This window comes from Niveibacterium umoris (assembly GCF_014197015.1).
In the GTDB taxonomy this organism is placed as follows: domain Bacteria; phylum Pseudomonadota; class Gammaproteobacteria; order Burkholderiales; family Rhodocyclaceae; genus Niveibacterium; species Niveibacterium umoris.
Map to the genome: position 1 here is coordinate 388,688 of NZ_JACIET010000002.1, position 23,781 is coordinate 412,468.

The window sequence follows — 23,781 nt, forward strand, 5'->3', positions numbered from 1 at the left end:
GGGTGACAGGCCTTGGACGACATCAAGATCCGCGGTGCGCGCACGCACAACCTGAAGAACATCTCGCTCGACATCCCGCGCAACAAGCTCACGGTGATCACCGGGCTGTCGGGCTCGGGCAAGAGCTCGCTCGCCTTCGACACGCTCTACGCCGAAGGGCAGCGCCGCTATGTCGAATCGCTGTCGGCGTACGCAAGGCAGTTCCTGCAGCTGATGGAAAAGCCGGACGTCGACCTGATCGAAGGCCTCTCGCCGGCGATCTCGATCGAGCAGAAGGCGACCAGCCACAACCCGCGTTCGACCGTCGGCACCGTCACCGAGATCCACGACTACCTGCGCCTGCTATACGCCCGCGCGGGCCAGCCGCACTGCCCGGAGCACAAGTTGCCGCTCGCGGCACAGAGCGTGTCGCAGATGGTCGACAGCGTGCTCGCGCTGCCCGAAGACACCAAGGTGATGGTGCTCGCGCCGGTGGTGACAGAGCGCAAGGGCAGCTTCGAAGACATGTTTGCCGAGCTGCGCGCACAGGGTTTCGTGCGCCTGCGCATCGACGGCACGCTGCACGAGATCGACGCACTGCCGAAACTCGAAAAGACCGGCAAGCACTCGATCGACATCGTCGTCGATCGCCTCAAGGTGCGCGCCGATGCGCGCCAGCGGCTGGCCGAGAGCTTCGAGACCGCACTGGCGCACGCCGAGGGGCGCGCACTGGCCGTCGAGATGGATGACGGCAAGGAGCACCTCTTCTCTGCCCGATTCGCCTGCCCGGTGTGCAGCTACGCGATTGCCGAGCTCGAACCGCGCCTGTTCTCGTTCAACAACCCGGTCGGCGCCTGCCCCAAGTGCGACGGCCTCGGCACGATGGAGTTCTTCGACCCGACGCGCGTGGTCGCCTTCCCGCACCTGTCGCTGGCGAGCGGCGCGATCCGCGGCTGGGATCGGCGCAACCAGTTCTACTTCCAGATGCTGCAGAGCCTGGCGACACACTACGGCTTCGACATCGACGCCACCTTCGAGGAGCTGCCGCCCGAGATGCAGCAGATCGTGCTGTATGGCTCCGGCAAGACCAAGATCGCCTTCAAGTACCTCTCCGAGAACGGCCGCAACGTCACCAAGGAACACAGCTTCGAGGGCATCGTTCCCAACCTCGAACGCCGCTACCGCGAAACCGATTCAATCGCGGTGCGCGAGGAACTTGCGAAGTACCGCAGCCACCAGTCCTGCCCCAGCTGCGAAGGAACGCGACTGCGCGAAGAGGCACGCCACGTCTTCATTGGCGACCGCACCTTGCCGCAGATCGGACATCTCGCACTGGCCGAGTGCAAGCACTTCTTCGACACGCTCAAGCTCGAAGGCCACCGCGCGCAGATCGCAGACAAGATCGTGCATGAGATCTCGGCGCGGCTGCAGTTCCTGATCGACGTCGGGCTCGATTACCTGATGCTCGAACGCAGCGCCGACACACTGTCTGGCGGCGAGGCACAGCGCATCCGGCTGGCGAGCCAGATCGGCTCCGGCCTCACCGGCGTGATGTACGTGCTCGACGAACCCTCGATCGGCTTGCACCAGCGTGATAACGACCGCCTGCTGGGCACACTGGCGCGGCTGCGCGACATCGGCAATACGGTGATCGTGGTCGAACATGACGAAGACGCGATCCGCGCTGCGGATTTCGTCGTGGACATGGGCCCGGGGGCCGGCGAGCACGGCGGCCAGGTCATCGCGCAGGGCAAGCCGGCTGAGGTAGAGGCCCACCCGGATTCCACCACAGGCGCCTATCTCTCCGGCCGCAGGGTCATCGCGCTGCCGGGCGAGCGCAAAGCGCCCGACAGCGAGAGGGTGCTGCGACTCAAGGGCGCGCACGGCAACAACCTCAAGCACGTCACGCTGGAATTGCCGGTGGGCCTGTTCACCTGTGTCACCGGGGTATCGGGTTCCGGCAAGAGCACGCTGATCAACGACACGCTCTATGCCATCGCAGCGAAGCATCTCTACGGGTCTGTCGCCGAGCCCTCGCCTTACGATGAGATCGAAGGGCTGGAGTGGTTCGACAAGGTCATCAGCGTGGACCAGGCGCCGATCGGCCGCACACCGCGCTCCAACCCGGCCACCTACACCGGCCTGCTGACGCCGATCCGCGAGCTCTATGCCGGCGTGCCGGCGGCGCGCGAACGCGGTTACGGGCCGGGGCGCTTCTCCTTCAATGTGAAGGGAGGCCGCTGCGAGGCCTGCCAGGGCGACGGCATGATCAAGGTGGAAATGCACTTCCTGCCGGATGTGTTCGTGCCCTGCGACGTCTGCCACGGCCAGCGCTACAACCGAGAGACGCTCGAAATCCGTTACCGCGGCAAGAGCATCGCCGAGGTGCTGGCGATGACGGTGGAGGAAGCGCACGCCTTCTTCGACGCCGTGCCGGCCGTCGCACGCAAGCTGGAAACCCTGCTCGACGTAGGCCTCGGTTACATCCGCCTCGGCCAGAGTGCCACCACCCTTTCAGGCGGTGAAGCACAGCGCGTGAAACTCGCGCTGGAGCTCTCCAAACGCGACACCGGACGCACGCTCTACATCCTCGACGAACCGACCACCGGCCTGCACTTCCAGGACATCGAGATGCTGCTCAAGGTGCTCGCGCGCCTGCGCGACCACGGCAACACCATCGTCGTGATCGAGCACAATCTCGACGTCATCAAGACCGCCGACTGGCTGATCGATCTGGGCCCGGAGGGCGGCGGTGGCGGCGGCCAGATCCTCGTCGCCGGCCCGCCCGAAGCGGTGGCCGCCCACCCGCTCAGCCACACCGGCAGCTACCTCAGGCGGCTGCTCACGCCGCGCTGAACGGTCTGGCCAGGCTGCCGACCCAGCCGGGGGGCAGCGCAAGCGGGCTGGTGGACGTGGGCGGCAGGCTGGCGTTGCCCTGCCACTCGACCAGCGCCATTCCGGCGCACTTGCGGCGGGCTTCCATCGCGGACCATTCCGCTGCGAAAGCGGCCACGGCGCCATCGTCGGCGATGCGCAGAAGGCGCTCGGCGATTGCAGGTCCAAAGTAGTCGCGCGCGACGCCCGGCCAGTCCTGCGGCACGGCGCTGAGCGGCGTCAGATCAACCCCCACCGCGCCGTCGAAACTGATCGCCAGCAACGACAAGCCCGCTTCATGCGCGAACGACAGGCCGATGTGCGCGAAGGGCGCCGCAAGACGCGGCGCGCGACCCGGGGTCGTCTGCAGCGGAACGTTGTCAAATCTCAGCGACAGCCGCGCAGCAAGCACCTCGCGCAGCACACGACGCACTTGCAGGCGGGTTCGTTCGCGCGGGGCGTCGGGCGCGGTCGGCAGGCCGATGACGATGAGACGCGCGTCGGGCGGCGGCGCGGCGTCCGGCCACAGCGGCACCGGGATCGCCGCGTCGTCCATGGGTCAGCCCTGTGAGGGCGCCGCGGGGCAACCCGCCCACGGGCTCGCCGGCGGGATGTTCTCGCCCTTCATCACCAGCGTCAGCGGGCCCAGTCGCGCATCGTCGCCCACCGTGGCGCTGTACAGCACCGTCGTACGGGGGCCGATATTGACTCGCGCGCCGATACGGACATGGTCGACCTTCATCACGCGGTCTTCGAACAGGTGGGTCTGCGGACAGGTCAGCGCGTTGAGTTCGCTGTAGTCGCCGATGTGCACACAGTCGAATTCGGTGATGTCGGTGGTGTCGAGATACACGCCGCGGCCGATACGCGCGCCCAGCAGGTTCATCGCCACCGGCAGCCACGGCGTGCCACGCAGGTAGCGCAGGAAGTTGGGTACCGCGATGCCTTCGTACATGTTGGTCGCCGCTTCCGAGAGCCATACGAAGGGGGTCCACATCGGCACCGCACGTGTCTTGTAGCGGCCCAGCAGCAGCCACTTGAACAGCGCCACAAAGATGAAGGTTGCCAATCCGAACAGCAGGCCCGCCTCGGTCAGATCCCACGCCACTTCGCCCCAGTTGCCGGCACCGGCGGCAGGCATCACGTCGAGCACGATCGCGTAGCCCACTGCGATCACGATCGCGTGCGGCGAGACGATGCGGAAGGCTTCGATCAGTCCTCGGCCGATACGGCGCAGCGGAGAAGGATGGAAGGTCAGCGATTCAGGGTAGCCGCTGGTGGTTTCGCGTGCCGGCAGGTTGATCGACGGACTGCCAAGCCAGGTGTCGCCGCTTTGCATCACGGTCGCATCCGGGATGCGCGAGAGCACACCGATCAGCACATTCTCGGGAATCGTCGTGCCGTCGGGCACGTAGGCGCCGTTGCCGACGAAGCTACGCCGTTCGACCACCGTGGGCTGCATCGTCATCCAGCCGCCGTTGATCTCTTCGTCGCCCAGCAATACTGCATCGGCAATGAAGGTTTCGTCGCCCAGCGTCAGCATGTCCGGCACCACGCCCAGCGCGGTCGAGATCTCGGCATCGCGGCCGACCTTGGCGCCCAGCAGGCGGTACCAGAACGGCGCATACACCGTGGCATACACGCCATGCAGGATCTGCAGGCTGTTCTCCTGGATCTGATTGACCAGCCACTTGCCGCAATACACGTTGCTGTGCACCGGCCAGCTGCCGGTCTTGAGCCGCGGCAAGACACTCCAGCGGATGCCGGCCGAGATCAGCGCCGTCGCGACCACCAGCACCGCACTCGCCGGCAGCGCAAGGAGGAAGTACTCGAGCAGTTGCAGCATCACCACATCGCTCTGCCCCCAGGCGAGACCATCGATCTCGTCGAGCCAGTCGATCATGATGAAGGTCGGGAACACGGGCATGAAGAACAGCGTGGCCACCAGCAGCGCGCCGGCGACAAAGAACAGGCCTTCGCTCGCGCTGCGCAGTCGGCTCACCGGCGGGCGCGGCGCCAGTGCTGCCGGATCAACCTCACCGACGTCGCGCGCGGGCGAGCCCGACCAGCGCCGGTGCGCCGGCACATGCACGCCGTCGGCCAGCGCCGACTGGCCTTCCAGGTGGCCCCACTCGGCGACCCGCGTATTGCCCTCGAGTACCGAATACGAACCAACATAGCCGTGCGCACCGACTTCGATCGGCCCGAGCAACAGTTCGCCGCGCACGACGCGGGCATTCTCGAAGTTCACCGCGTTGCCGATGCTGGCGTAGTCGTGCACGGTCAGCAGTTCTGGCGCACGCAGCGTCATCGAGCCGATCTGCACGTCGCGGCCGATCCTGGCGCCCAGCGCGCGCAGCCACCACGCATACAGTGAAGAGCCGCTCAGCAGGTAGGCGGGCGCCGCCTCGACCAGGCGGTCGGCGAGCCACCAGCGGTAATAGGTCAGCCCCCAAAGCGGGTAACGACCGGGTTTCAGGCGGCCGGCGATCAGCCACTTGCCGGCGAAGGCGAGCACGAATTCGCCCAGCGTCGCGAGCAGGAACACCAGCACCGACATCGCCACCGCAAAGGGAATCGAATCGCCCGGGTCACCGGTGAAGAAGTGATAAGTGAAGAACGGCGCCAGCCACTGCGCCATGCGGATCGCCACCAGCCCCGGCACCGCGGCGGCCTGGGCGACGCCGCAGCGCCAGCGACGCCACGCCGAAGGCGGCGTCCACGCGATTGCCGTCGCGGGCGCAGCGGTCTGCATCGATTCGAGCACGCCCGCAATGTGGCCGATGCGGCGGTGCAGGTAGATGTCGCGCACCGTCATGCCGGCAAAGCGCGGGTCGGCACGCAGGGCCGATGCGAGCCGCGCGGCGAACAGCGAATGACCGCCAAGGTCGGAGAAGAAATCGGCGTCACGGCGGATCGGCTGGCCGGGGAAGAGCTTTTCGAGCGCGGCGAACAGCACCCGCTCGGCGTCGGTCTCGGCCACGTCAGATCCTTCGGCGCTCGCCAGCGGGGTCAGCGGCAGCGCCTTCAAGGCCTTGCGGTCGATCTTGCCGGAAGTCAGGCGCGGCATCTCGGTCATCGCCTCGTAGCGCCCCGGCACCATGTAGGGCGGCAGACGCTCGGCCAATGCGGCGCGCAAGGCCCCCGGCTGCAGCGGCGCGTCGCCTTCGGGCACGATGAAGGCCACCAGCTGGTCGATGCCGTCGTCGTTGCGCAGCAGCACCGCCACCGTGCCGACGCCTGCCTGCTGCGCCAGCACCGCCTCGATCTCGCCCAGTTCGACGCGGAAGCCGCGAATCTTGATCTGGTCGTCGGCGCGACCCAGGCACTGCACGCGGCCATCGGCATCGATGCGCGCCAGATCGCCGGTGCGATACATGCGCCGGTCGGTGTCGCCGGTCGCCCACGGGTTGGCGAGGAATTTCTCCGCCGTGAGCTCCGGCCGACCGAGGTAACCCGCCGCAACGCCCGGCCCGGTGATGCACAGCTCACCCGTTTCGCCGCGCGGCAAGAGGCGCAGGCCGTTTTCGACATCGGCCGCGATCACCAGCAGGCCGTAGTTGGGCAACGGGGTACCGATGGTCACCGGCTCGCCGGCCTGCAGTTCGGCCAGACTCGCGGAGACCGTGGCCTCGGTCGGGCCGTAGGTGTTGAACACCTGCCGGCCGGGCCGCGCCCACTTGGCGACCAAGGCCTCGGGACACATCTCGCCGCCGAGGTTGATCAGCCGCAGGTGGGGCACATCCTGTGCGAACAGCGCGAGCAGGGTCGGCACCGCATGAAGCGCGGTGATGCCGTTCTCGGCCAGCGCCTGAGGCAGCACATCCGGGTCGGCGGCGATTTCCTTCGGCGCGATCCACAGCGTCGCGCCCACCAGATAGCTGATCCAGATCTCTTCGAAGGACATGTCGAAGGCGACCGAAAAGCCCTGGTACACCTTGTCGTCGGCACGGATGCCGAGCACCGCGTTTTCGCTGCGCAGGAAGTGGCAGATGCTGCCCTGGTTGATTGCGATGCCCTTGGGCTTGCCGGTCGAACCGGAGGTATAGATCACATAGGCCGGTTGGTCCGGGCGCGCGCCTTCGCGGCGGCGCAGCGGCGCACCGGTGTCGGCCAGCAGCGCTTCGGCCGTCCACACGCTGCGGCCGATGGCCGCGAGTTGCGGGACGAAGGCTTCGCAGGTCACCAGGCCTGGCGCAGCCGCATCGTCCAGGCACACCGCAACCCGGTCGACCGGCGTGTCGGCATCGGTGGGCAGCCAGGCCGCGCCGGTCTTCGCGATTGCCAGCTGCATTACCAGCAGATCGATGCCGCGCGGCAACCACAGGCCGACGATCTGGCCCGGCCGCACGCCGGCCTCGATCAGACGCGAAGCGGCGCGGTCGGCGAGGGCATCGAGTTCGGCATAGCTGAGGCTGCGTTCGCCGTGGATCAGCGCGATCTGATCGGGGGCGCGGCGTGCGCTGGCTTCGAACAGGTCGGCGAGAATCTCGTCGCGGATCAGTTCCGGGCGAAGCGGGCCTTGGAGGATATCGGTGTGGGACATGAGCGGACGAACCTTGCGGGTTTCCTGTCGCCAGCGGTGCCGGCGAACTTAACTCGACATTTTCGCACGCCACACAAGGCAAGGCACAGGAGCATCCCGGCCAATGCCCATTCCTTCCGGGCTTTGATGGCTTTCAGGCGGCGATGGCATCCGCATAGCCGGCCTGCGTAAAGCAGGCATCCAGCGCTGCGACCCACACGCCGCGCTGCGCGGCATCGACGAAACTCGCCTCGAAACTGTTGCGCGCCAGCCGGTACCAGACGGACGCATCGAAATCGAAGGCCGCCTGCAGCGCGCGAATGTTGTCGCCCAAATAGCCCCCGAAGTAGGCCGGGTCGTCGCAGTTGATCGTGGCGCAGAGGCCCTGCTTCAGCAGCGCCGGCAGCGTGTGCTCGCGCATGTCCTTGAACACGCACAGCCGCACGTTCGACAGAGGGCACACCGTCAGCGGCATCCGCTCGCGCGCCAGCCGTGCCATCAACGCGGCATCTTCCACCGCGCGCACGCCATGGTCGATGCGCGACACCTTCAGCAGATCCAGCGCTTCGACGATGTAGGCTGGCGGCCCCTCTTCCCCGGCATGTGCGACCACCGGTTTACCCAGTTCGCGGCAGCGCGCGAACAGGCGCTCGAACTTCGACGGCGGATGCCCGCGCTCCGACGAATCCAGCCCGAAGCCGTGGATGCGGTCGATGAACGGCGCCATCTCGGCGAGCGCTGCGAAGCCTTCCTCCTCGGAAAGATGGCGCAGGAAATTGGGGATCAGCCGCGTGCTGATGCCGGATTCCTTGCGTGCCGCCTCGGCGCCGGATTCCAGCCCGGCCAGCACCGTCGCGAACGGCACGCCGCGCGGCGTATGTGTCTGCGGATCGAAGAACACTTCGGCATGCACCACGCCATCGGCCGCTGCGCGGCGCAGGTAGGCGAGCATCAGGTCATGGAAATCCGCCTCGGTGCGCAACACCGCGGCGCAGGCGTAGTAGAGGTCGAGGAAGGATTGTAGATCCTCGAAGTCATACGCGCGCCGCAGCGCATCGACATCCGCGAACGGCAAAGCCACGCCATTGCGCTGTGCCAACGCGAACGCCAGCTCCGGCTCCAGCGAGCCTTCGATGTGGATGTGCAGTTCGGCTTTGGGCATGCCGAGGGCGAGGTCGAGGATGGTGGCGGGCATGATCGCTCCCTGGCGGCTTTATCGAGGCAGACAGGATAGCGCGCAGGGCGCGGCGATCGCGCCGCAAACATTTTTCAAGATCCTTAACCCGATATCAGCGCGCGCTCCGTTTCAGTACCCAGACGCCCAAGTCGGGCGCTCCCGGACACTTTGACAACGGAGCCTCACATGAACCACATCACGCATCGCGACACCCTGCCCGCCTTCCCGCTGCGCCACGGCGCGCTGGCCTCGGCGCTCGCTCTCGCACTGGCCGCCTGCGGCACGAACGGCACTTCGACCGCAGTCGAGCAAGACCAAGCCGCGCCGCCCGCACCAACGGCCCCGGCGGGCAGCACACCGAAGGAGGCGAAGGCCGACCGTGCCGGTGCGGTCGCCGACGAAATGCGCCGTAACGAGATGCGGGAACGCGTCGCGGCAGCGCCGGTGGCCAAAGCCGTGATGGCGCAGCCGACCCTGATGGCGATGCCCGCGCCGATGCCGGTGGCGATGCCGCAGGAAGACCGCGAGCGCTACAACCCGATCAAGGACAACGGCGTCGTCGCCGCCGCCGAGCACCCCTTCTCCACCTTCTCGATCGACGTGGATACCGGCGCCTATGCCAACGTGCGCCGCTTCCTCAATGCCGGCCGTCTGCCACCGCCGGACGCGGTGCGCGTCGAGGAACTGATCAACTACTTCCCCTACCAGTACGCCGAGCCGCGGGTGGTGGATGGCAAGCGCCCGCCCTTCGGTGTCACCACCGAGGTCGCCGCCTCACCGTGGAACAAGGACACCCTGCTCCTGCGCGTCGGCATCAAGGCCTTCGACAAGCCGCGCGCCACGCTGCCGCCGAGCAATCTGGTGTTCCTCGTCGATGTCTCCGGCTCGATGGATGAGCCGAACAAGCTGCCGCTGCTGAAGAACGCGTTGAAGCTGATGGTGGATGGCCTGCGCGCGGAAGACCATGTCTCGCTCGTCACCTACGCCAGCGGCACGCGGGTCGTGCTGCCACCCACCGCCGGCAGCGACAAGGCCGCGATCCGCATGGCCATCGACCAGCTCATCGCGGGCGGCTCCACCGCCGGTGCAGCCGGGATCCAGCTCGCCTACCAGATGGCGCAGCAGGGCTTCGTGAAGGACGGCATCAACCGCATCCTGCTGGCCACCGATGGCGACTTCAATGTCGGCGTCACTGACTTCTCGCAACTCAAGGGCATGGTCGAGGAGAAGCGCAAGAGTGGCATCTCGCTGACCACGCTGGGCTTTGGCGAAGCGAACTACAACGAGGCAATGATGGAACAGCTGGCCGACGCCGGCGACGGCAACTACTCATACATCGACACCTTGAACGAAGCGCAGAAGGTGCTCGTCGAGGAAGCCAGTTCCACGCTGTCGGTCGTCGCGCGCGACGTGAAGATCCAGATGGAGTTCAACCCCGGCGTGGTCGCCGAGTACCGGCTGATCGGCTACGAAAACCGCACCCTGGCGCGCGAGGACTTCCGCAACGACAAGGTCGATGCCGGTGAGATCGGCGCCGGACACACCGTGACCGCGCTGTACGAAGTCGCGCTGGTCGGCAAACCGGGCCTGCTCGGCGAATCGCGTTACGGGGGTGGCAAGCCGGTGGCGAAGACCACGCTCCATAGTGATGAGCTCGGCATGCTGCGTCTGCGCTACAAGGGCAACGCCGGCGAAGCTGCACAGGAAATCGCCACGCCGGTGAAACGCAGCCTCAATGCGGCGAGCGAAGACCTGCGCTTTGCTGCCGCGGTCGCCGCCTTCGGCCAGCAACTGCGCGGCGGCAAGTACCTTGGCCAGTTCGGCTACCCGCAGATCGAAGCACTTGCCGCGAACGCAAAAGGCAGCGACCGCTTCGGCTACCGGGGCGAGTTCGTGCGACTGGTTAAGCTCGCCAGCGCGCTGTCGACGAAGGCGCCGGAACAAGTCAGCGTCGCGCGGTGATCGAATGCAGGTTGGTGCTGGGCGCAGCGAAGCCCGAGGGCTTCGTCATCCAAGCTTGATGTCGGGCTTCGCGTTGCTCAGCACCAACCTGCGCGCCTCGACCCACGTGGCAGCGGAAGCGGCGGCGGTATACTCGGCCGCCATGCCTGACCCCGCCGCCCCACCCGCCACCGACAGCGACGAAGCGCTGATGCTCGCGTTCGCGGCAGGCGACATGGCGGCGTTCGATGCGCTGTATGCGCGGCACAAGCGGGGGCTGTATGCCTTTGTGGCGCGCCTGCTGATCGGCCAGGGGATTGCCGTGGATGACGTGTTCCAGGATGTGTGGCTGTCGGTCGCCAAGGCGCGGGCACAGTACCGCCCCACGGCGCAGTTCCGCACCTGGCTGTTCCAGATTGCGCGCAATCGCACGATCGATCTGCTGCGCGAGAAACGCCCGGCGCTTGCAAGCGAGCTCCAAGCCCACGACGACGATGCCGACCCCTTCGACACAATCGCCGATTCCGATACGCCCACGCCGGATATCGCACTGGACCGCAGCCAGAAAGCCGCCGCCATCGCACGTGCCATCGCCGCGCTCCCGGCGGTGCAGCGCGAAGCCTTCCTGCTGCGCGAGCACAGCGAATTGCCGCTGGAAGAGGTGGCACGTTTGACGGGCGTGAATGTCGAAACCGCAAAGAGCCGGCTGCGATACGCCGTCGCCAAACTGAGGGCCGCGCTGCGCGGCATCTGGCCATGACACGCCCCACCGAATCCGCTGACTACATCGACGCGGGCGCACTGCAAGAGGTGCAGGACGCCTACCGCGCGCTGCTGCCGGCTGAACCGGGCGCGACGCTGGATGCCCGTGTGCGCGCTGCGGTGGTGGCCGAGCTGGATGCTGACTCGGGCGCGGCTGAACGGCCGACCGCGCAAGTCATTGCGTTCCCCTGGTGGCGGCGCGCCCGTGTGCCGCTGGCCGCGGCCGCAACGCTGGTGCTCGCGGTCGGCCTCGGGCGATTCTGGTTCGATGACGGCGGCTACCGCGATGCGCCGGGTATCGCCTACGAACCGGCGCCGGCAGCCCTGCCGGCACCGGCTAGCGTCGCGGAACAGGTCGCCGCGAAGCAGGAAGTTGATGCGCGCGGCAAGACAGACGTGTCGGCCGAAAAGAAATCGGCAGAACCACAGCGCGAGGCCGCGCCGCCGCGCGCCCAAGCGGCATTCGACGCGCCGGCACCGCAGGCCTTCCCGAAGCAGGCCACCCCCGCGGCGCCGCCGCCCGCAGAGGAAGACGAAGTCCGCTATCGCAGCGCCGACCGCGCCGTCGCCAAACCCGCGCCGCCCGCAACCGCAACGCAGGCCACCGAAGCCCGCCGCGAGCGCGCCGCTGAATCCGGCGTGGCCGCCTCGGTGGCCCCGCCACCCGCACCCGCAGCAGCCCCCGCCGCCAAGGCCATCGCCAACGAAGCGCCTGCCGCGCGCCTGATGCAGAAGCGCGCGCTTGCCGAGGACAGCGCGGCAAGCCCCGACGCCGAGACCTTCGACGAAATCCGCCGCCTCATGCGCGAACAACGCCGCGACGACGCACGCGCCGTGCTCAAACGCTGGCGCGACGCCCACCCCGGCGCTACGCTTCCGGAAGACCTGCGCGCATTCGCCGCCGAAGTCGAACGCGCACCCTAAGGAAGGTCTGAACGAGTGAGCGAGAGGGATGCAGCGCAAGGCGCGGCGCGCGCAGTGACCAAGACATATCAGATGGATAGGCGCGGGAGCGAGCACGCCGCAACGCAGCGATGCGCCGTCGCAGCCACTTATTCAGACCTTCCCTGAGCCCGGCACGGCCGGGCACCATCTGGAGCCCGCCATGGCCGATCCACACGCACGCCCGAACATCACTGCCGCGCAGGCGCTCGAGCGCCTCAAGGCAGGCAACCAGCGCTTCCTCGCCGGCAAGGCGAAGTTCCCCACGGTGCAGAAGGAAGTGCTGGCCGATCTCGCCAAGGGGCAGGCGCCTTACGCCACCATCCTCGGTTGCAGCGATAGCCGGGTGCCGCCCGAACTGGTGTTCGATGCCGGCTTCGGCGAACTCTTCATCATCCGCGTCGCCGGCAATGTGCTCGGCCCGACCATCGCCGGCACCCTGCAGTACGCTGGCAGCCACCTGCATACGCCGCTCTTCGTGGTGATGGGGCACGAAGGCTGCGGCGCGGTGAAGGCGGCCCTGGCGAGCAAGTTCGAAGGTGCCGAACACGGCAGCCGGATCGAGATCCTGCTCGACAACATCGTGCCTGCCCTCGATGGGCTCGACCCGACACAAACACTCGACCAGCTGATGCACGCAGCAGTCGAGGCCAACGTACGCTGGACGCTGCGCCAGCTGCACGATTCGCCCGAGGGGCGCGCCGCGCTCGCGCGCAACGAGATCCGACTGGTGGGCGCCATCTACGAGCTGGATTCAGGCCGGGTGCGGTTTCTCGACGACCCGGCGGGGTAAGGCAGATGCGCCGGGCGCCTTGAGCGGGCGCCGGCACGAGCCCCCTTGCGACGTAGTTCACGCCGCGGCGTCGACGCCATTGCCGGCGAGCGGGCGCGACGCACAGAATGGGCGTCCCGCGCGCGAGCCACTGCCAGCCGCCAGGACGCTACGGCCGCCACGCCGGCCCCGGCATTCGCGCGCGACGCCACCAGCAGAACTTGCCACGAGGGATCGATGCTCTTCACCAGCGGCGCGTTTGCGTTCGTCTTCCTGCCGGTTGTACTCGCGCTCTTCTTCACGCTGGGCCGCTGGCGGCCGGGCTGGGCCGCGCACGTGCTGCTCATCGCTTCGTTCTACTTCTACGGCTACTGGGTGCCGCAGTTCCTGCTGCTGCTGACCGGGTCCATCCTCGGCAACTACTGGGTCGGCAAGCGCATTGCCGCCCACGCGGCCCACCCGCCGCGGGCGAAGGCCTGGCTGATCGTCGGCATCGTCGCCAACCTCGCCGCCCTCGCCTACTTCAAGTACGCCAATTTCTTTGTCGACTCGTTGGTGACCCTGAGCGGCCTGCAGCTCACGCTGGCGAAGATCACGCTGCCAATCGGGATCTCGTTCTTCACCTTCACCCAGATCGCCTACCTGTCCGATGCGTTCCTCGGCAAGGCGAAGGACTATTCGCTGCCGCACTACGCGCTGTTCGTCACCTACTTCCCGCACCTGGTGGCCGGTCCGATCCTGCACCACGCGCAGATGATGCCGCAGTTCGATCGCGCCTCGACCTACCGCTTCAATGCGCAGAACCTGCTCGAAGGGGCCACGCTGCTGACCATCGGCCTGTTCAAGAAACTGGTCCTCGCCGATGGCGTTGCCGCCTACGCCGACGCCGTCTTCAACGGCGCGGCCGGGGGGGCGGACCCGACGCTGCGCGAAGCCTGGCTCGGCGCGCTGGCCTACACCTTCCAGCTCTATTTCGATTTTTCCGGCTATTCGGACATGGCGGTCGGCATTTCGCTGATGTTCAACATCCGCCTGCCAATCAACTTCAACTCGCCCTACCGCGCGCTGGACATCGCGGACTTCTGGCGCCGCTGGCACATCTCGCTGTCGACCTTCCTGCGCGACTACCTCTACATCCCGCTCGGCGGCAACCGGCATGGCCGCGCGCGAAGGCTGATCAATCTGTTGGTAACCATGTTGCTGGGCGGCCTGTGGCACGGCGCCAACTGGACGTTTGTCGTCTGGGGTGCGCTGCACGGGGGCTATCTGGTGCTGCATCAGCTCTACCGCGCCGCCATGCCCGCAGCGGTGCTCAGGCTGTCTGACCGGCGCTGGTACCAATGCCTCGCGTGGCTGACCTGCTTTCTCGCCGCCGTGCTGGCGTGGATCTTCTTCCGTTCGCCTGACTTCCTGACCGCGCAGCGCATGCTGGCGGGGCTGGCGGACGCTGGCTCGGCCCACACCGGCATCCTGCCCTTGCTCTGGAACGAAGGCCTGGCGGAATCGCGCGGCTGGCTGTGGGTAGCGGTATGCGGACTGATCGCGGTGCTGCCCTTCAACTCCAACCGCCTGGCGTCCGTCTGGCAGCGGCCCGACCTCTCGCACGCCTTGCGCTATGGGGTGCTCGGCGGCTACCTGCTGCTGTCGACCCTGCTCGTGCTCACCGGTGAGCTGCGCGCCGCAGCCAGCCCGTTCATCTACTTCAACTTCTGAACGACGATGCGACCTCTCGCCTGGTGCCTCGCCGGCATCGCCCTGACCGCGCTGATGCTCGAACTGCTGCTGCGCCTGCTGCCGGTGTCGACCGCCACCCTCACCGGCTATTACATCGATCCGCTGATCCTTACTTACCCGCCGCACCATCGCTTCACGCTGTCGGAAGGCTGGGCGCTGGAACGCGCGCTCTCACACCGCGCCAACAACTACGGCTTCCTGGCAAGCGAGGACTTCGTGCCGGACGCCGCCGGCGTAGCGGTGATCGGCGACAGCTATGTCGAAGCGAACATGCTGCCGGAACCCGAGCGCGTCACCGCACGGCTGGCTGCCCGCACACCCGGCACCCGCTGGTGGGCGCTGGGCGGCCCGGGTTCGAACCTGCTCGACTATGCGCAGCGCGCCGCCTGGGCATCGCGCACACTGCAGGCACGTCGCTTTGTGTTCGTCATCGAGTCCGGCGACGTGGTGCAAGTGCGCTGCGGCTCGGGCAACATCCACGGTCTGTGTATCGACCGCGCGAGCGGGGCGGTCGTCAAAGAACCACAGCCCGGCGCCGGCACCCTCAAGTGCATCGCACGCGAGTCGGCGCTGGCGCAATACCTGTTCTCGCAGGTCAAGCTCACCACCGAGGGCGTCGCGCGCATCTTCAAGGGCGCCGACAAGCCCCGCCCGCAGGCTCACACCGCCGAGAGCGAGGCGCTCAAGGCGATCGACCGCGCCGCGGTGGCGGCCTTCCTCGAACGCTTCAAAGCCCTCGCGCCGGCGCAGGCGGTGTTCGTCATTGCCGACCCCGTCGACCCCGACGTGCACGGCTATGGGCTGAGCCTGCTCGAACAGGCGCTTGAGCAAGCCGGTTACGCGGTGATCAAGACCGGCCCGCTGTTCCGCGAGCATGCCGCGCATAGCCGCCTGTCGTTGCGCGTGTCGCCGCAAGACGGCCACTGGAACCCGCTCGCAAGCGACCTCGTCGCCGCTGCGGTAGCCGCGCGGATGCGCTGAGCCCGGCCGGCGCCGGCCGGGGCAGCGGAAGCGCGCCCCTTTCCGGTAAGCTTCCGCCCGTTCCCCGAATCACCACCGAAAGCACGCTGAAATGGCCCAGTACGTCATGTCGATGCTGCGCGTGAACAAGATCGTTCCGCCCAAGCGTCAGATCATCAAGGACATCTCCCTTTCCTTCTTCCCCGGCGCCAAGATCGGCCTGCTGGGCCTCAACGGCTCGGGCAAGTCGACGGTGCTGCGCATCATGGCCGGCGCCGACAAGGAATACGACGGCGAGGTGCAGTGGCAGCCCAACATGAGCATCGGCTACCTGCCGCAGGAGCCGGAGCTCGACGCCAACAAGACGGTGCGTGAGGAAGTCGAATCCGCGCTGGGCGAGATCATGGAAGCGAAGACCAAGCTCGAAGAGGTGTACGCCGCCTACGCCGAGCCGGACGCCGACTTCGACAAGCTCGCCGAGCTGCAGGCCAAGTACGAGAACATCATCGCCACCTCGGGCGCGGATCTCGACACCCAGCTCGAAATCGCCGCCGACGCACTGCGCCTGCCGCCGTGGGACGCCAAGATCGGCCCGCTGTCCGGTGGCGAAAAGCGCCGCGTGGCGCTCGCCAAGCTGCTGCTCAGCAAGCCGGACATGCTGCTGCTCGACGAACCCACCAACCACCTCGACGCCGAATCGGTCGAGTGGCTGGAACAGTTCCTCGTGCGCTTCCCCGGCACCGTGGTGGCCGTGACTCACGACCGCTACTTCCTCGACAACGCCGCCGAGTGGATCCTCGAACTGGACCGCGGCGAAGGCATCCCCTGGAAGGGCAACTACTCCAGCTGGCTCGAGCAGAAGGGCGCCCGCCTCGCGCAGGAACAGAAGCAGGAAGACGCCCACCGCAAGGCGATGAAGGAAGAACTCGAATGGGTGCGCCAGGGCGCCAAGGCCCGTCAGGCCAAGAGCAAGGCGCGTCTGGCCCGCTACGAGGAAATGTCCAACGTCGAATACCAGAAGCGCAACGAGACCCACGAGATCTTCATCCCGCCGGGCGAGCGCCTCGGCAACCAGGTGATCGAGTTCAAGGATGTCTCCAAGGGCTTTGGTGATCGCCTGCTGATCGACAAGCTCAACTTCAGCATCCCGCCCGGCGCCATCGTCGGCGTGATCGGCCCGAACGGCGCCGGTAAGTCCACGCTGTTCCGCATGATCATGGGCAAGGAGCAACCGGATTCGGGCGAAGTGATCATCGGCCAGACCGTGAAGCTCGCCGCCGTCGACCAGACCCGCGAAGGCCTCGACGCCGACAAGACGGTGTTCGAAGCCATCGCCGGCGGCGCCGACGTGCTGACCGTGGGCAAGTTCGAAATGCCCAGCCGCGCTTACATCGGCCGCTTCAACTTCAAGGGCGGCGACCAGCAGAAGATCGTCGGCAAGCTCTCCGGCGGTGAACGTGGCCGCCTGCACCTGGCGAAGACGCTGATCGCCGGCGCCAACGTGCTGCTGCTCGACGAACCGTCAAACGACCTCGACGTTGAAACGCTGCGTGCGCTGGAAGACGCGCTGCTCGAATTCTCCGGCTGCGTGCTCGTCACCTCGCACGACCGCTGGTTCCTCGACCGCATCGCCACCCACATCCTCGCCGCCGAAGGCGATTCGCAATGGACCTTCTTCAACGGCAACTACCACGAGTACGAAGAAGACAAGAAGAAGCGACTCGGCGAAGAAGGCGCGAAGCCGAAGCGGATTCGGTACAAGCCGATCAGCCGTTAAACCGACGGACCACCTACAGGATGCCGAGATGAAAGTACTGAGCGTAGATTACGACGAGGTCGTGAGGAGCACATTCATCACGGCGTCCACTACCTATGAATACGCAATTGATAAGCTTGTCCCGTTGATTGGGCGGCTAGAAATTCAGCGAGAGTTGCAGAGTTACAAGTTCTATGAGCGACTGGCAAAGGATATTGTCAAGGGGTGCATCATGCCCCCTTTGACAATCGCCATCATCGACAGCGATCCACCGACTGCCGATGTAGCCGCTATTGGTGACTATATCGATGAAAACATAGGCAACTTCTTCATTCTCGATGGAATGCAGCGTCTAAATACCATCCGACGCGCTGCAGCAGACAGTGTTGGCGACTTCCCCCTAAATCGTCCCTTGTTTGTAAACGCGCTGATCTGCAAATCAATGGATTTGCTGCTGTACAGGATGATCACACTGAATAACGGCCAGAAGCCAATGACAGCGCGGCATCAAATTGAGATAATCGCGTCCAATGTCTACGATTTCGAAGAGTCGGATATTCCTCTTCAGGCAGAGAAGAGGAAGCCGGGCCAGAAGCGGCTCCGTGGAGCATTCAAGAAAGTCGACCTTATTAAGGCCTATTTAGCTTTCCTAACCGGAAGCGTCAATATAGACAACGAGAAGATCATTCAGGAAAAAATGGATGAGCTAATCGCGACTAAAATCATGGACTCCGACTTGGGTGAATCGGAGTCTGAGTTCGACGACGTAGTGGATTTGATTAGCGCCTGGACGGCTAACGAACGAATAAAGAACTGGTTGCTAGTTCAGAACAATCTAATTGGTTTTAGTGCCGGCGCAAAGAAAGGTTTGCCCGCTCTGAACACCTGCAGTCCTGCTGACTTCATGTCCTCCGTGGAGGTCTTTGAGAAAGCCTTTTCCGGGATTGACGTTTCCAAGATCCGGCTAGGGATGGCGAGGAGAAAGGCAGTGGAGCATTTCATCCAGAATTACAGCAAACTGTCAATATTGGATGACTCGGAGTTGCTCGACACAATCTCTTGTGTCATCTAATGAGATCTGCACGCGACAGCGAAGCGTTTGATGAGGTAACCCTCACCGAGGCGACGTTGCTCGCCGACTGGTCGCGTTACAGACGTAGATCTGGTTCCGTTTCTCCGGCATTTGGCCTATGTCGCCTTCTTCTCGGTGGAGTGGCCGTGAGATTCGACGGCCATGAATTCGCTCAGATGGTGAATTACATGGCTGTGGGGGCCGTACAGGGCGCGGCCCTTTCTTTGCATGACCGAGTTAAGGCCGCGCTCCCGACCTTGGGGATACAGGATCGAAACGGCGATTTTCTGCTGTATAGCGCGATGCCTGCGGTTCGAAAGTACTTGTCCGATCCCGGAGGGAATCACAGTTTTTTTACTTCGCTCCTAGACGAGGTAGCCAGAGCGGTGGTTTGTCTTGACCTCGAGCGGGGGCTTTCGGCCTTTGTGCACCTATATCGAGCACTTGAGAAACTTAGCTTCGCTTTTCCGCTCTATCACGCCCGTCAAAATGTTTCATACATGAAGGCATACGATCAGCTAAAGGGCTACTTTAAGGGAGGAGAGTTAGAGTTTTGTTCCAATTTCTCACGACAACTCTTGAGTAGAGACCCCTTGCTTGCCGGCGAGGTTTGTCGGATGGAGTTTAACGACCCTATCTCGCCACGGATCGTTGCATACATAAATGAAAAGAATAGGCAGGCGACGGTAAGTGGCGGGCAATCGATCGATGTTTGCTTGAAGGATGCGTTCGACTTTCTCGTTACATTGAGAAACCATTATTTTCATCACCTAGCCGGGAGCAACTACAGCCTTGACTCACGTGACGTGCCGCGTCCAGATGCTTTTTTTCTACATCCGACGAGGGTTGGTTTGAGATTGATCGGGGCGATCTTTTCGAAGATGGTAGAGGACTCCGTCTAGCGCGCAGACGCTTCGGATATGCTGATGACTACTCACGCTGCCGTCGAGGGGTCCGGATTTCGGCGGATGCCGGTACGCGCAGATTGCATCACATGTGCCGTTGATCCGGGACTTGCTGCGCTACATCCGGTCAGCAAGTAGCCCGGATGACGGCGTAAGCCGGAATCCGGGGCTTTCGTCAGGCGCGCCGCCACTCCCGATGTGAGGCTGAGCCGTGCAAGCGGCTGTTATCCGTCCGCCTCGTAAGTTCCCGGCGTCACCCCGCCGCGCGCGAGCACCTCGCGCAGGTGCTTCACCGCAGGCGGCGCGAGCGTGTTGCTGTGGTGCGGGTGGTGGACGATTTCTTCGGCGCGGCCGAGCTTGACGCGGATGCGGGCGCCGGAGAGCTGTTCGAGCTCGGCGCCAACGTGACGCAGCAGCGATTCGATGTCGCGCCAGTGCAGGTTGGCGCTGGGCGGGTCGTGGAAGATGGTGCGCAGCAGCTGGGCGTGGCGGTGACTCATGGTGTACCCCCGGGTTGGGTGCCAACGCCCCGCGCCGATATCGGCGGGCTGGGGCCAAGGCACCGCAAAGACATGACGACCGTGCTCACCGTTCACCTTACTGCTGTTGAGTCGCTGAACCTGTGGCCCGGATCAAAAGCCGTGACTGCGAGGCAGGACCTGGCGGCACGCTGCACCCCTGCCCTGCACGGCATCCGGGCTCCCGAATCCACGCAGCTTGAGGGCATGGTGCTGTAGCGGCGGCACTAAGTGCCAAGCGGGAAGTGCCTGGTTGCAGTGCCTGTTCCGAACCGATCGTCCGGCGGTCAGCGTTCTGACAGCGGGTCGTACCAGAGCTCCTTGCGCGCCAGGGGCGTCTCTGGCGAGAAGAAGGGGCTTTCAAGCCGGAACAATCGCCTTTTCTTGAAATGGATGGTGGCTTCGAAGCTGGCCTTGAACGCGTTGAACTCGCGGTCGAAGCTGCCATCTTTCAGCATGCGCTCCAGCCCCTCGTTGATGCGATTGGCCAGCGCCTTTCCGGCGGGTGTGCGGCTGACGAAAAAGTACCGCGTCAGCGGGTAGTGCAGCATGAGGTTCTGTTCGATCGCCAGATTGGGGTAGGCCGGGCCAAAGCGATTGAGTTCCTCGCCGACTTCCATCACGCCGCGCGAAAACAGATCGAAACGGCCGCCGGCAAGCATGCCGAACAAGCCTTCGTAGGTTGCGCCGGTGTCCACGCGAAACCCGGCATTCGTCAGCACCTGGATGTCCCACCAGCCGGCGCCTTGCCCGATGGAGAATCGCGTGAGCTCATCCAGCGTCTTGACCTTGTTCAGGGCCGGCTGGGTGTCCTTCCTGATCATGAACACCCGGTAGCCAAGCAGCCCCTTGTCGAGCGGGAAGCGGATGGGGAGCAGGCGCCGCTCCAGGCCGATGACGTTGCCGCGAACCAGAACAGTGATCTTGTCGCCGGCCTCCAGCGCGCGCACTTCCTCCTCTTCATGGCGCCCGCCCAGATCGACCTTCTCCACGCGATAGGGGCCGTAGTCCGCCTCCGTTGCGCGCAGCGCCATGTCGAGCAGCTTCCAGTAGTAGTCGTAGCGGGTATCCGCGGGCCCTTCGCCGATCGACCGGCTCACGACGAGCGTCGGCTGCGTCGCCGGTGTTGCACACATGGCAACGGACACTGGAATCACAGCGCCGATGAGCAGTGCAAGTGCCGGAAGCCAGGTTCGGAACGAACACGCGACGAGCATGCGGGGACTCCTGAAAATGAGTTTGCCGGGAAGCACGCTTCTGGGCTAAAGGTCACCTGCCGTACTGGAACAGGTGCCCTTTCCAAGCATTATGGGCAGGTCATCGGGGCGTTTGAAACTGATTTGCCGCAATCGACCAGACCTTTCGTTGAAACCTTTGCCGCGGATGCACTCGACGATGCAGCGCGCCAGTACGCGAAAGCCGCGGCCCGGCTCAAGACACAGGCCGGCATCCGGGGCTTTCGAGACAGCATTCTCGCGGGCGCCGCGGGCGCGCCACAGCCTCTGCCCTATCACGTCACCAAGAGGCAATAGCATTCTCTAATCGGAATCATCGTCGTATTTCAATGGATCGGCCCCCGGCTGGCATCTACGCTTCAAAGCCAGACCCACTCATCGGCTTACACGGAGACAGCGACCATGAGCAGCGAACAGAAATGCCCCTTCGGCCACGGCTCCCGTACCACCCCGGCACGCCAATCGAACCGCGACTGGTGGCCGAACCAGTTGAACCTTTCGATCCTGCACCAGCACGCGCCGGCCTCGAATCCGATGGACGCGGGCTTCGACTACGCCGAGGCGTTCAGGAAGATCGACTACGCGGCGCTGAAGGCCGATCTCAAGGCGCTGATGACCGACTCGCAGGACTGGTGGCCAGCCGACTGGGGCCACTACGGCGGTCTGATGATCCGCATGGCCTGGCATAGCGCCGGCACCTACCGCACGGCAGACGGCCGCGGTGGTGCGGGCACCGGCAACCAGCGCTTCGCGCCGATCAACAGCTGGCCGGATAACGGCAACCTCGACAAGGCGCGCCGGCTGCTGTGGCCGATCAAGCAGAAGTACGGCAACGCCATCTCCTGGGCGGATCTGATGATCCTCGCCGGCAACGTCGCGCTCGAATCGATGGGCTTCAAGACCTTCGGCTTCGGCGGCGGCCGCGCCGACATCTGGCAGCCGGAAGAGGACATCTACTGGGGCGCGGAGAAGGAATGGCTCGCCACTTCGGACAAGCCCAACAGCCGTTACTCCGGCAATCGCGAACTGGCCAAACCGTTGGCCGCGGTGCAGATGGGCCTGATCTATGTGAACCCGGAAGGGCCGGACGGCAAGCCGGACCCGGTGGCGAGCGGCCGCGACGTGCGCGAGACCTTCGCCCGCATGGCAATGAACGATGAGGAAACCGTGGCACTGGTCGCCGGTGGCCACACCTTCGGCAAGGCGCACGGCGCGGGTGACCCGGCGCTGGTCGGCCCCGCCCCGGAAGCCGCGCCGATTGAAGCGCAGGGCTTTGGCTGGATCAACCAGCTCGGCACCGGCAAAGGCGTGCATACCACCACCAGCGGTATCGAGGGTGCCTGGAAGCCCAACCCCACCACCTGGGACAACGGCTACTTCGACATGCTCTTCGGCTACGAGTGGGAACTCACGAAGAGCCCGGCCGGCGCACACCAGTGGGTGGCGAAAAACTGCAAGCCGGAGCACATGATTCCGGATGCGCATGACCCGTCGAAGAAGCATCCGCCGATGATGACCACGGCCGACCTTTCGCTGCGCTTCGACCCGATCTACGAAAAGATCTCGCGCCGCTTCCACCAGGACCCGGCCGCATTCGCCGACGCCTTCGCCCGCGCCTGGTTCAAGCTCACCCACCGCGACATGGGCCCGAAGGATCGTTACCTTGGCCCGGAAGTACCGGCGGAAGACCTGATCTGGCAAGACCCGATTCCGACGGTGGATCACCCGCTGATCGATGCCGCCGATGTGGCCGCCTTGAAGGCAAAGATCCTCGCCTCGGGCCTGACTACGGCGGAGCTGGTCTACACCGCCTGGTCGTCGGCGGCGAGCTTCCGTGGCTCCGACAAGCGCGGCGGCGCGAACGGTGCGCGTATCCGCCTCGCGCCACAGAAGGATTGGGAAGCGAACCAGCCGGCACAGCTGGCGAAGGTACTTGGCGTGCTCGAAGGCGTTCAGCGCGACTTCAACGCGCAGGCCACGGGCGGCAAGAAGGTATCGCTCGCCGACCTGATCGTGCTCGCAGGTTCTGCCGCGGTGGAAACCGCCGCGAAGGCCGCCGGCCAGGAGATCGAAGTGCCCTTCGCACCCGGCCGCATGGACGCCACCGAAGCGCAGACCGACGCCGCATCCTTCGAACCGCTGGAGCCGCAGGCCGATGGCTTCCGCAACTACCAGAAGGCGCAGTACCGCGTGCCGGCCGAGGAGTTGCTGGTCGACAAGGCGCAGCTGCTCACACTCTCCGCACCCGAGATGACGGTGCTCGTCGGTGGCCTGCGCGCGCTCGGCGCGAACTACGGCGGATCGAAGGACGGCGTGTTCACACAGCGCCCCGGCCAGCTCACCAACGACTTCTTCACCCACCTGCTCGACATGGGCACGGTGTGGCACCCGGTGGATGACACCGCCCAGCGCTTCGAAGGCCGCGACCGCCGTACCGGCGCCGTGAAATGGACCGGCACCCGGGTGGATCTGGTGTTCGGCTCCAACTCGCAGCTGCGCGCGCTGGCCGAGGTGTATGCGCAAAGCGATGCGAGCGGGAAGTTCGTACGCGACTTCGTCACCGCGTGGGTGAAGGTGATGGACCTGGATCGGTTTGATCTGAAGTAGGCCCCAATACGCGGCTTCGCAT

16 protein-coding genes are annotated in these 23,781 nt (G+C 65.3%); 11 read left to right on the forward strand and 5 right to left on the reverse strand.

What is annotated here, in order from left to right:
• The first annotated feature begins 12 nt into the window (after positions 1 to 12).
• Positions 13 to 2,835: an excinuclease ABC subunit UvrA gene (uvrA, locus tag GGR36_RS13805; protein ID WP_183635305.1), complete on the forward strand. Its 2,823-nt coding sequence runs from the start codon at positions 13 to 15 to the stop codon at positions 2,833 to 2,835.
• On the opposite strand, the gene GGR36_RS13810 is transcribed toward uvrA, so the two are convergent.
• From GGR36_RS13810 to GGR36_RS13820, 3 genes are all read right to left on the reverse strand, one after another.
• Positions 2,822 to 3,409 carry a 4'-phosphopantetheinyl transferase family protein gene (locus GGR36_RS13810; RefSeq protein ID WP_183635306.1) on the reverse strand — a complete coding sequence of 196 codons (588 nt, stop codon included), beginning with the start codon at positions 3,407 to 3,409 and terminating at the stop codon, positions 2,822 to 2,824. The two genes, uvrA and GGR36_RS13810, sit on opposite strands and share 14 nt — an antisense overlap.
• Before the next feature lie 3 nt (positions 3,410 to 3,412).
• Positions 3,413 to 7,399, reverse strand: a complete 3,987-nt coding sequence (locus GGR36_RS13815) for a Pls/PosA family non-ribosomal peptide synthetase (protein WP_183635307.1) — start codon at positions 7,397 to 7,399, stop codon at positions 3,413 to 3,415.
• Between the two features lie 133 nt (positions 7,400 to 7,532).
• Positions 7,533 to 8,573 (reverse strand): adenosine deaminase, encoded by a 1,041-nt coding sequence (locus tag GGR36_RS13820; protein ID WP_183635308.1) that lies wholly within the window; start codon positions 8,571 to 8,573, stop codon positions 7,533 to 7,535.
• Between the two features lie 168 nt (positions 8,574 to 8,741).
• Between GGR36_RS13820 and GGR36_RS13825 the strand changes: the two genes are divergently transcribed.
• The 9 genes from GGR36_RS13825 to GGR36_RS13865 all read left to right on the forward strand — a co-directional run bounded on the left by GGR36_RS13825 (position 8,742) and on the right by GGR36_RS13865 (position 19,396).
• A complete protein-coding gene (locus tag GGR36_RS13825; RefSeq protein WP_183635309.1) occupies positions 8,742 to 10,517 on the forward strand; it encodes a vWA domain-containing protein in 1,776 nt (591 codons plus the stop codon).
• A 58-nt stretch (positions 10,518 to 10,575) separates the two neighbouring features.
• The gene (locus tag GGR36_RS13830; protein WP_207064436.1) at positions 10,576 to 11,256 is read left to right on the forward strand and encodes an RNA polymerase sigma factor; all 681 of its coding nucleotides are present in this window, start codon (positions 10,576 to 10,578) and stop codon (positions 11,254 to 11,256) included.
• On the forward strand, positions 11,253 to 12,182 hold the full coding sequence (locus GGR36_RS13835; protein WP_183635310.1) for a hypothetical protein: 930 nt from the start codon (positions 11,253 to 11,255) through the stop codon (positions 12,180 to 12,182). The genes GGR36_RS13830 and GGR36_RS13835 overlap by 4 nt, the downstream gene beginning before the upstream one ends.
• 181 nt (positions 12,183 to 12,363) lie before the next feature.
• Positions 12,364 to 12,993 carry a carbonic anhydrase gene (locus GGR36_RS13840; RefSeq protein WP_183635311.1) on the forward strand — a complete coding sequence of 210 codons (630 nt, stop codon included), beginning with the start codon at positions 12,364 to 12,366 and terminating at the stop codon, positions 12,991 to 12,993.
• Between the two features lie 216 nt (positions 12,994 to 13,209).
• Positions 13,210 to 14,685 (forward strand): MBOAT family O-acyltransferase, encoded by a 1,476-nt coding sequence (locus tag GGR36_RS13845; protein ID WP_183635312.1) that lies wholly within the window; start codon positions 13,210 to 13,212, stop codon positions 14,683 to 14,685.
• Positions 14,686 to 14,691: 6 nt separating this feature from the next.
• Positions 14,692 to 15,687: a hypothetical protein gene (locus GGR36_RS13850; protein WP_183635313.1), complete on the forward strand. Its 996-nt coding sequence runs from the start codon at positions 14,692 to 14,694 to the stop codon at positions 15,685 to 15,687.
• Between the two features lie 91 nt (positions 15,688 to 15,778).
• A complete protein-coding gene (gene ettA / locus GGR36_RS13855; protein WP_172202414.1) occupies positions 15,779 to 17,443 on the forward strand; it encodes an energy-dependent translational throttle protein EttA in 1,665 nt (554 codons plus the stop codon).
• Between the two features lie 28 nt (positions 17,444 to 17,471).
• Positions 17,472 to 18,494 (forward strand): hypothetical protein, encoded by a 1,023-nt coding sequence (locus GGR36_RS13860; RefSeq protein ID WP_172202413.1) that lies wholly within the window; start codon positions 17,472 to 17,474, stop codon positions 18,492 to 18,494.
• 146 nt (positions 18,495 to 18,640) lie between these two features.
• Positions 18,641 to 19,396 carry a hypothetical protein gene (locus GGR36_RS13865; protein ID WP_183635314.1) on the forward strand — a complete coding sequence of 252 codons (756 nt, stop codon included), beginning with the start codon at positions 18,641 to 18,643 and terminating at the stop codon, positions 19,394 to 19,396.
• Between the two features lie 227 nt (positions 19,397 to 19,623).
• Here the strand turns inward: GGR36_RS13865 and GGR36_RS13870 are convergent, their stop codons facing one another.
• A complete protein-coding gene (locus GGR36_RS13870) occupies positions 19,624 to 19,899 on the reverse strand; it encodes a type II toxin-antitoxin system HicA family toxin (protein WP_183635315.1) in 276 nt (91 codons plus the stop codon).
• A 305-nt stretch (positions 19,900 to 20,204) separates the two neighbouring features.
• The gene (locus GGR36_RS13875; protein WP_207064437.1) at positions 20,205 to 21,134 is read right to left on the reverse strand and encodes a hypothetical protein; all 930 of its coding nucleotides are present in this window, start codon (positions 21,132 to 21,134) and stop codon (positions 20,205 to 20,207) included.
• Positions 21,135 to 21,554: 420 nt separating this feature from the next.
• Between GGR36_RS13875 and katG the strand changes: the two genes are divergently transcribed.
• On the forward strand, positions 21,555 to 23,759 hold the full coding sequence (gene katG / locus GGR36_RS13880) for a catalase/peroxidase HPI (protein WP_183635317.1): 2,205 nt from the start codon (positions 21,555 to 21,557) through the stop codon (positions 23,757 to 23,759).
• Positions 23,760 to 23,781: the final 22 nt, after the last annotated feature.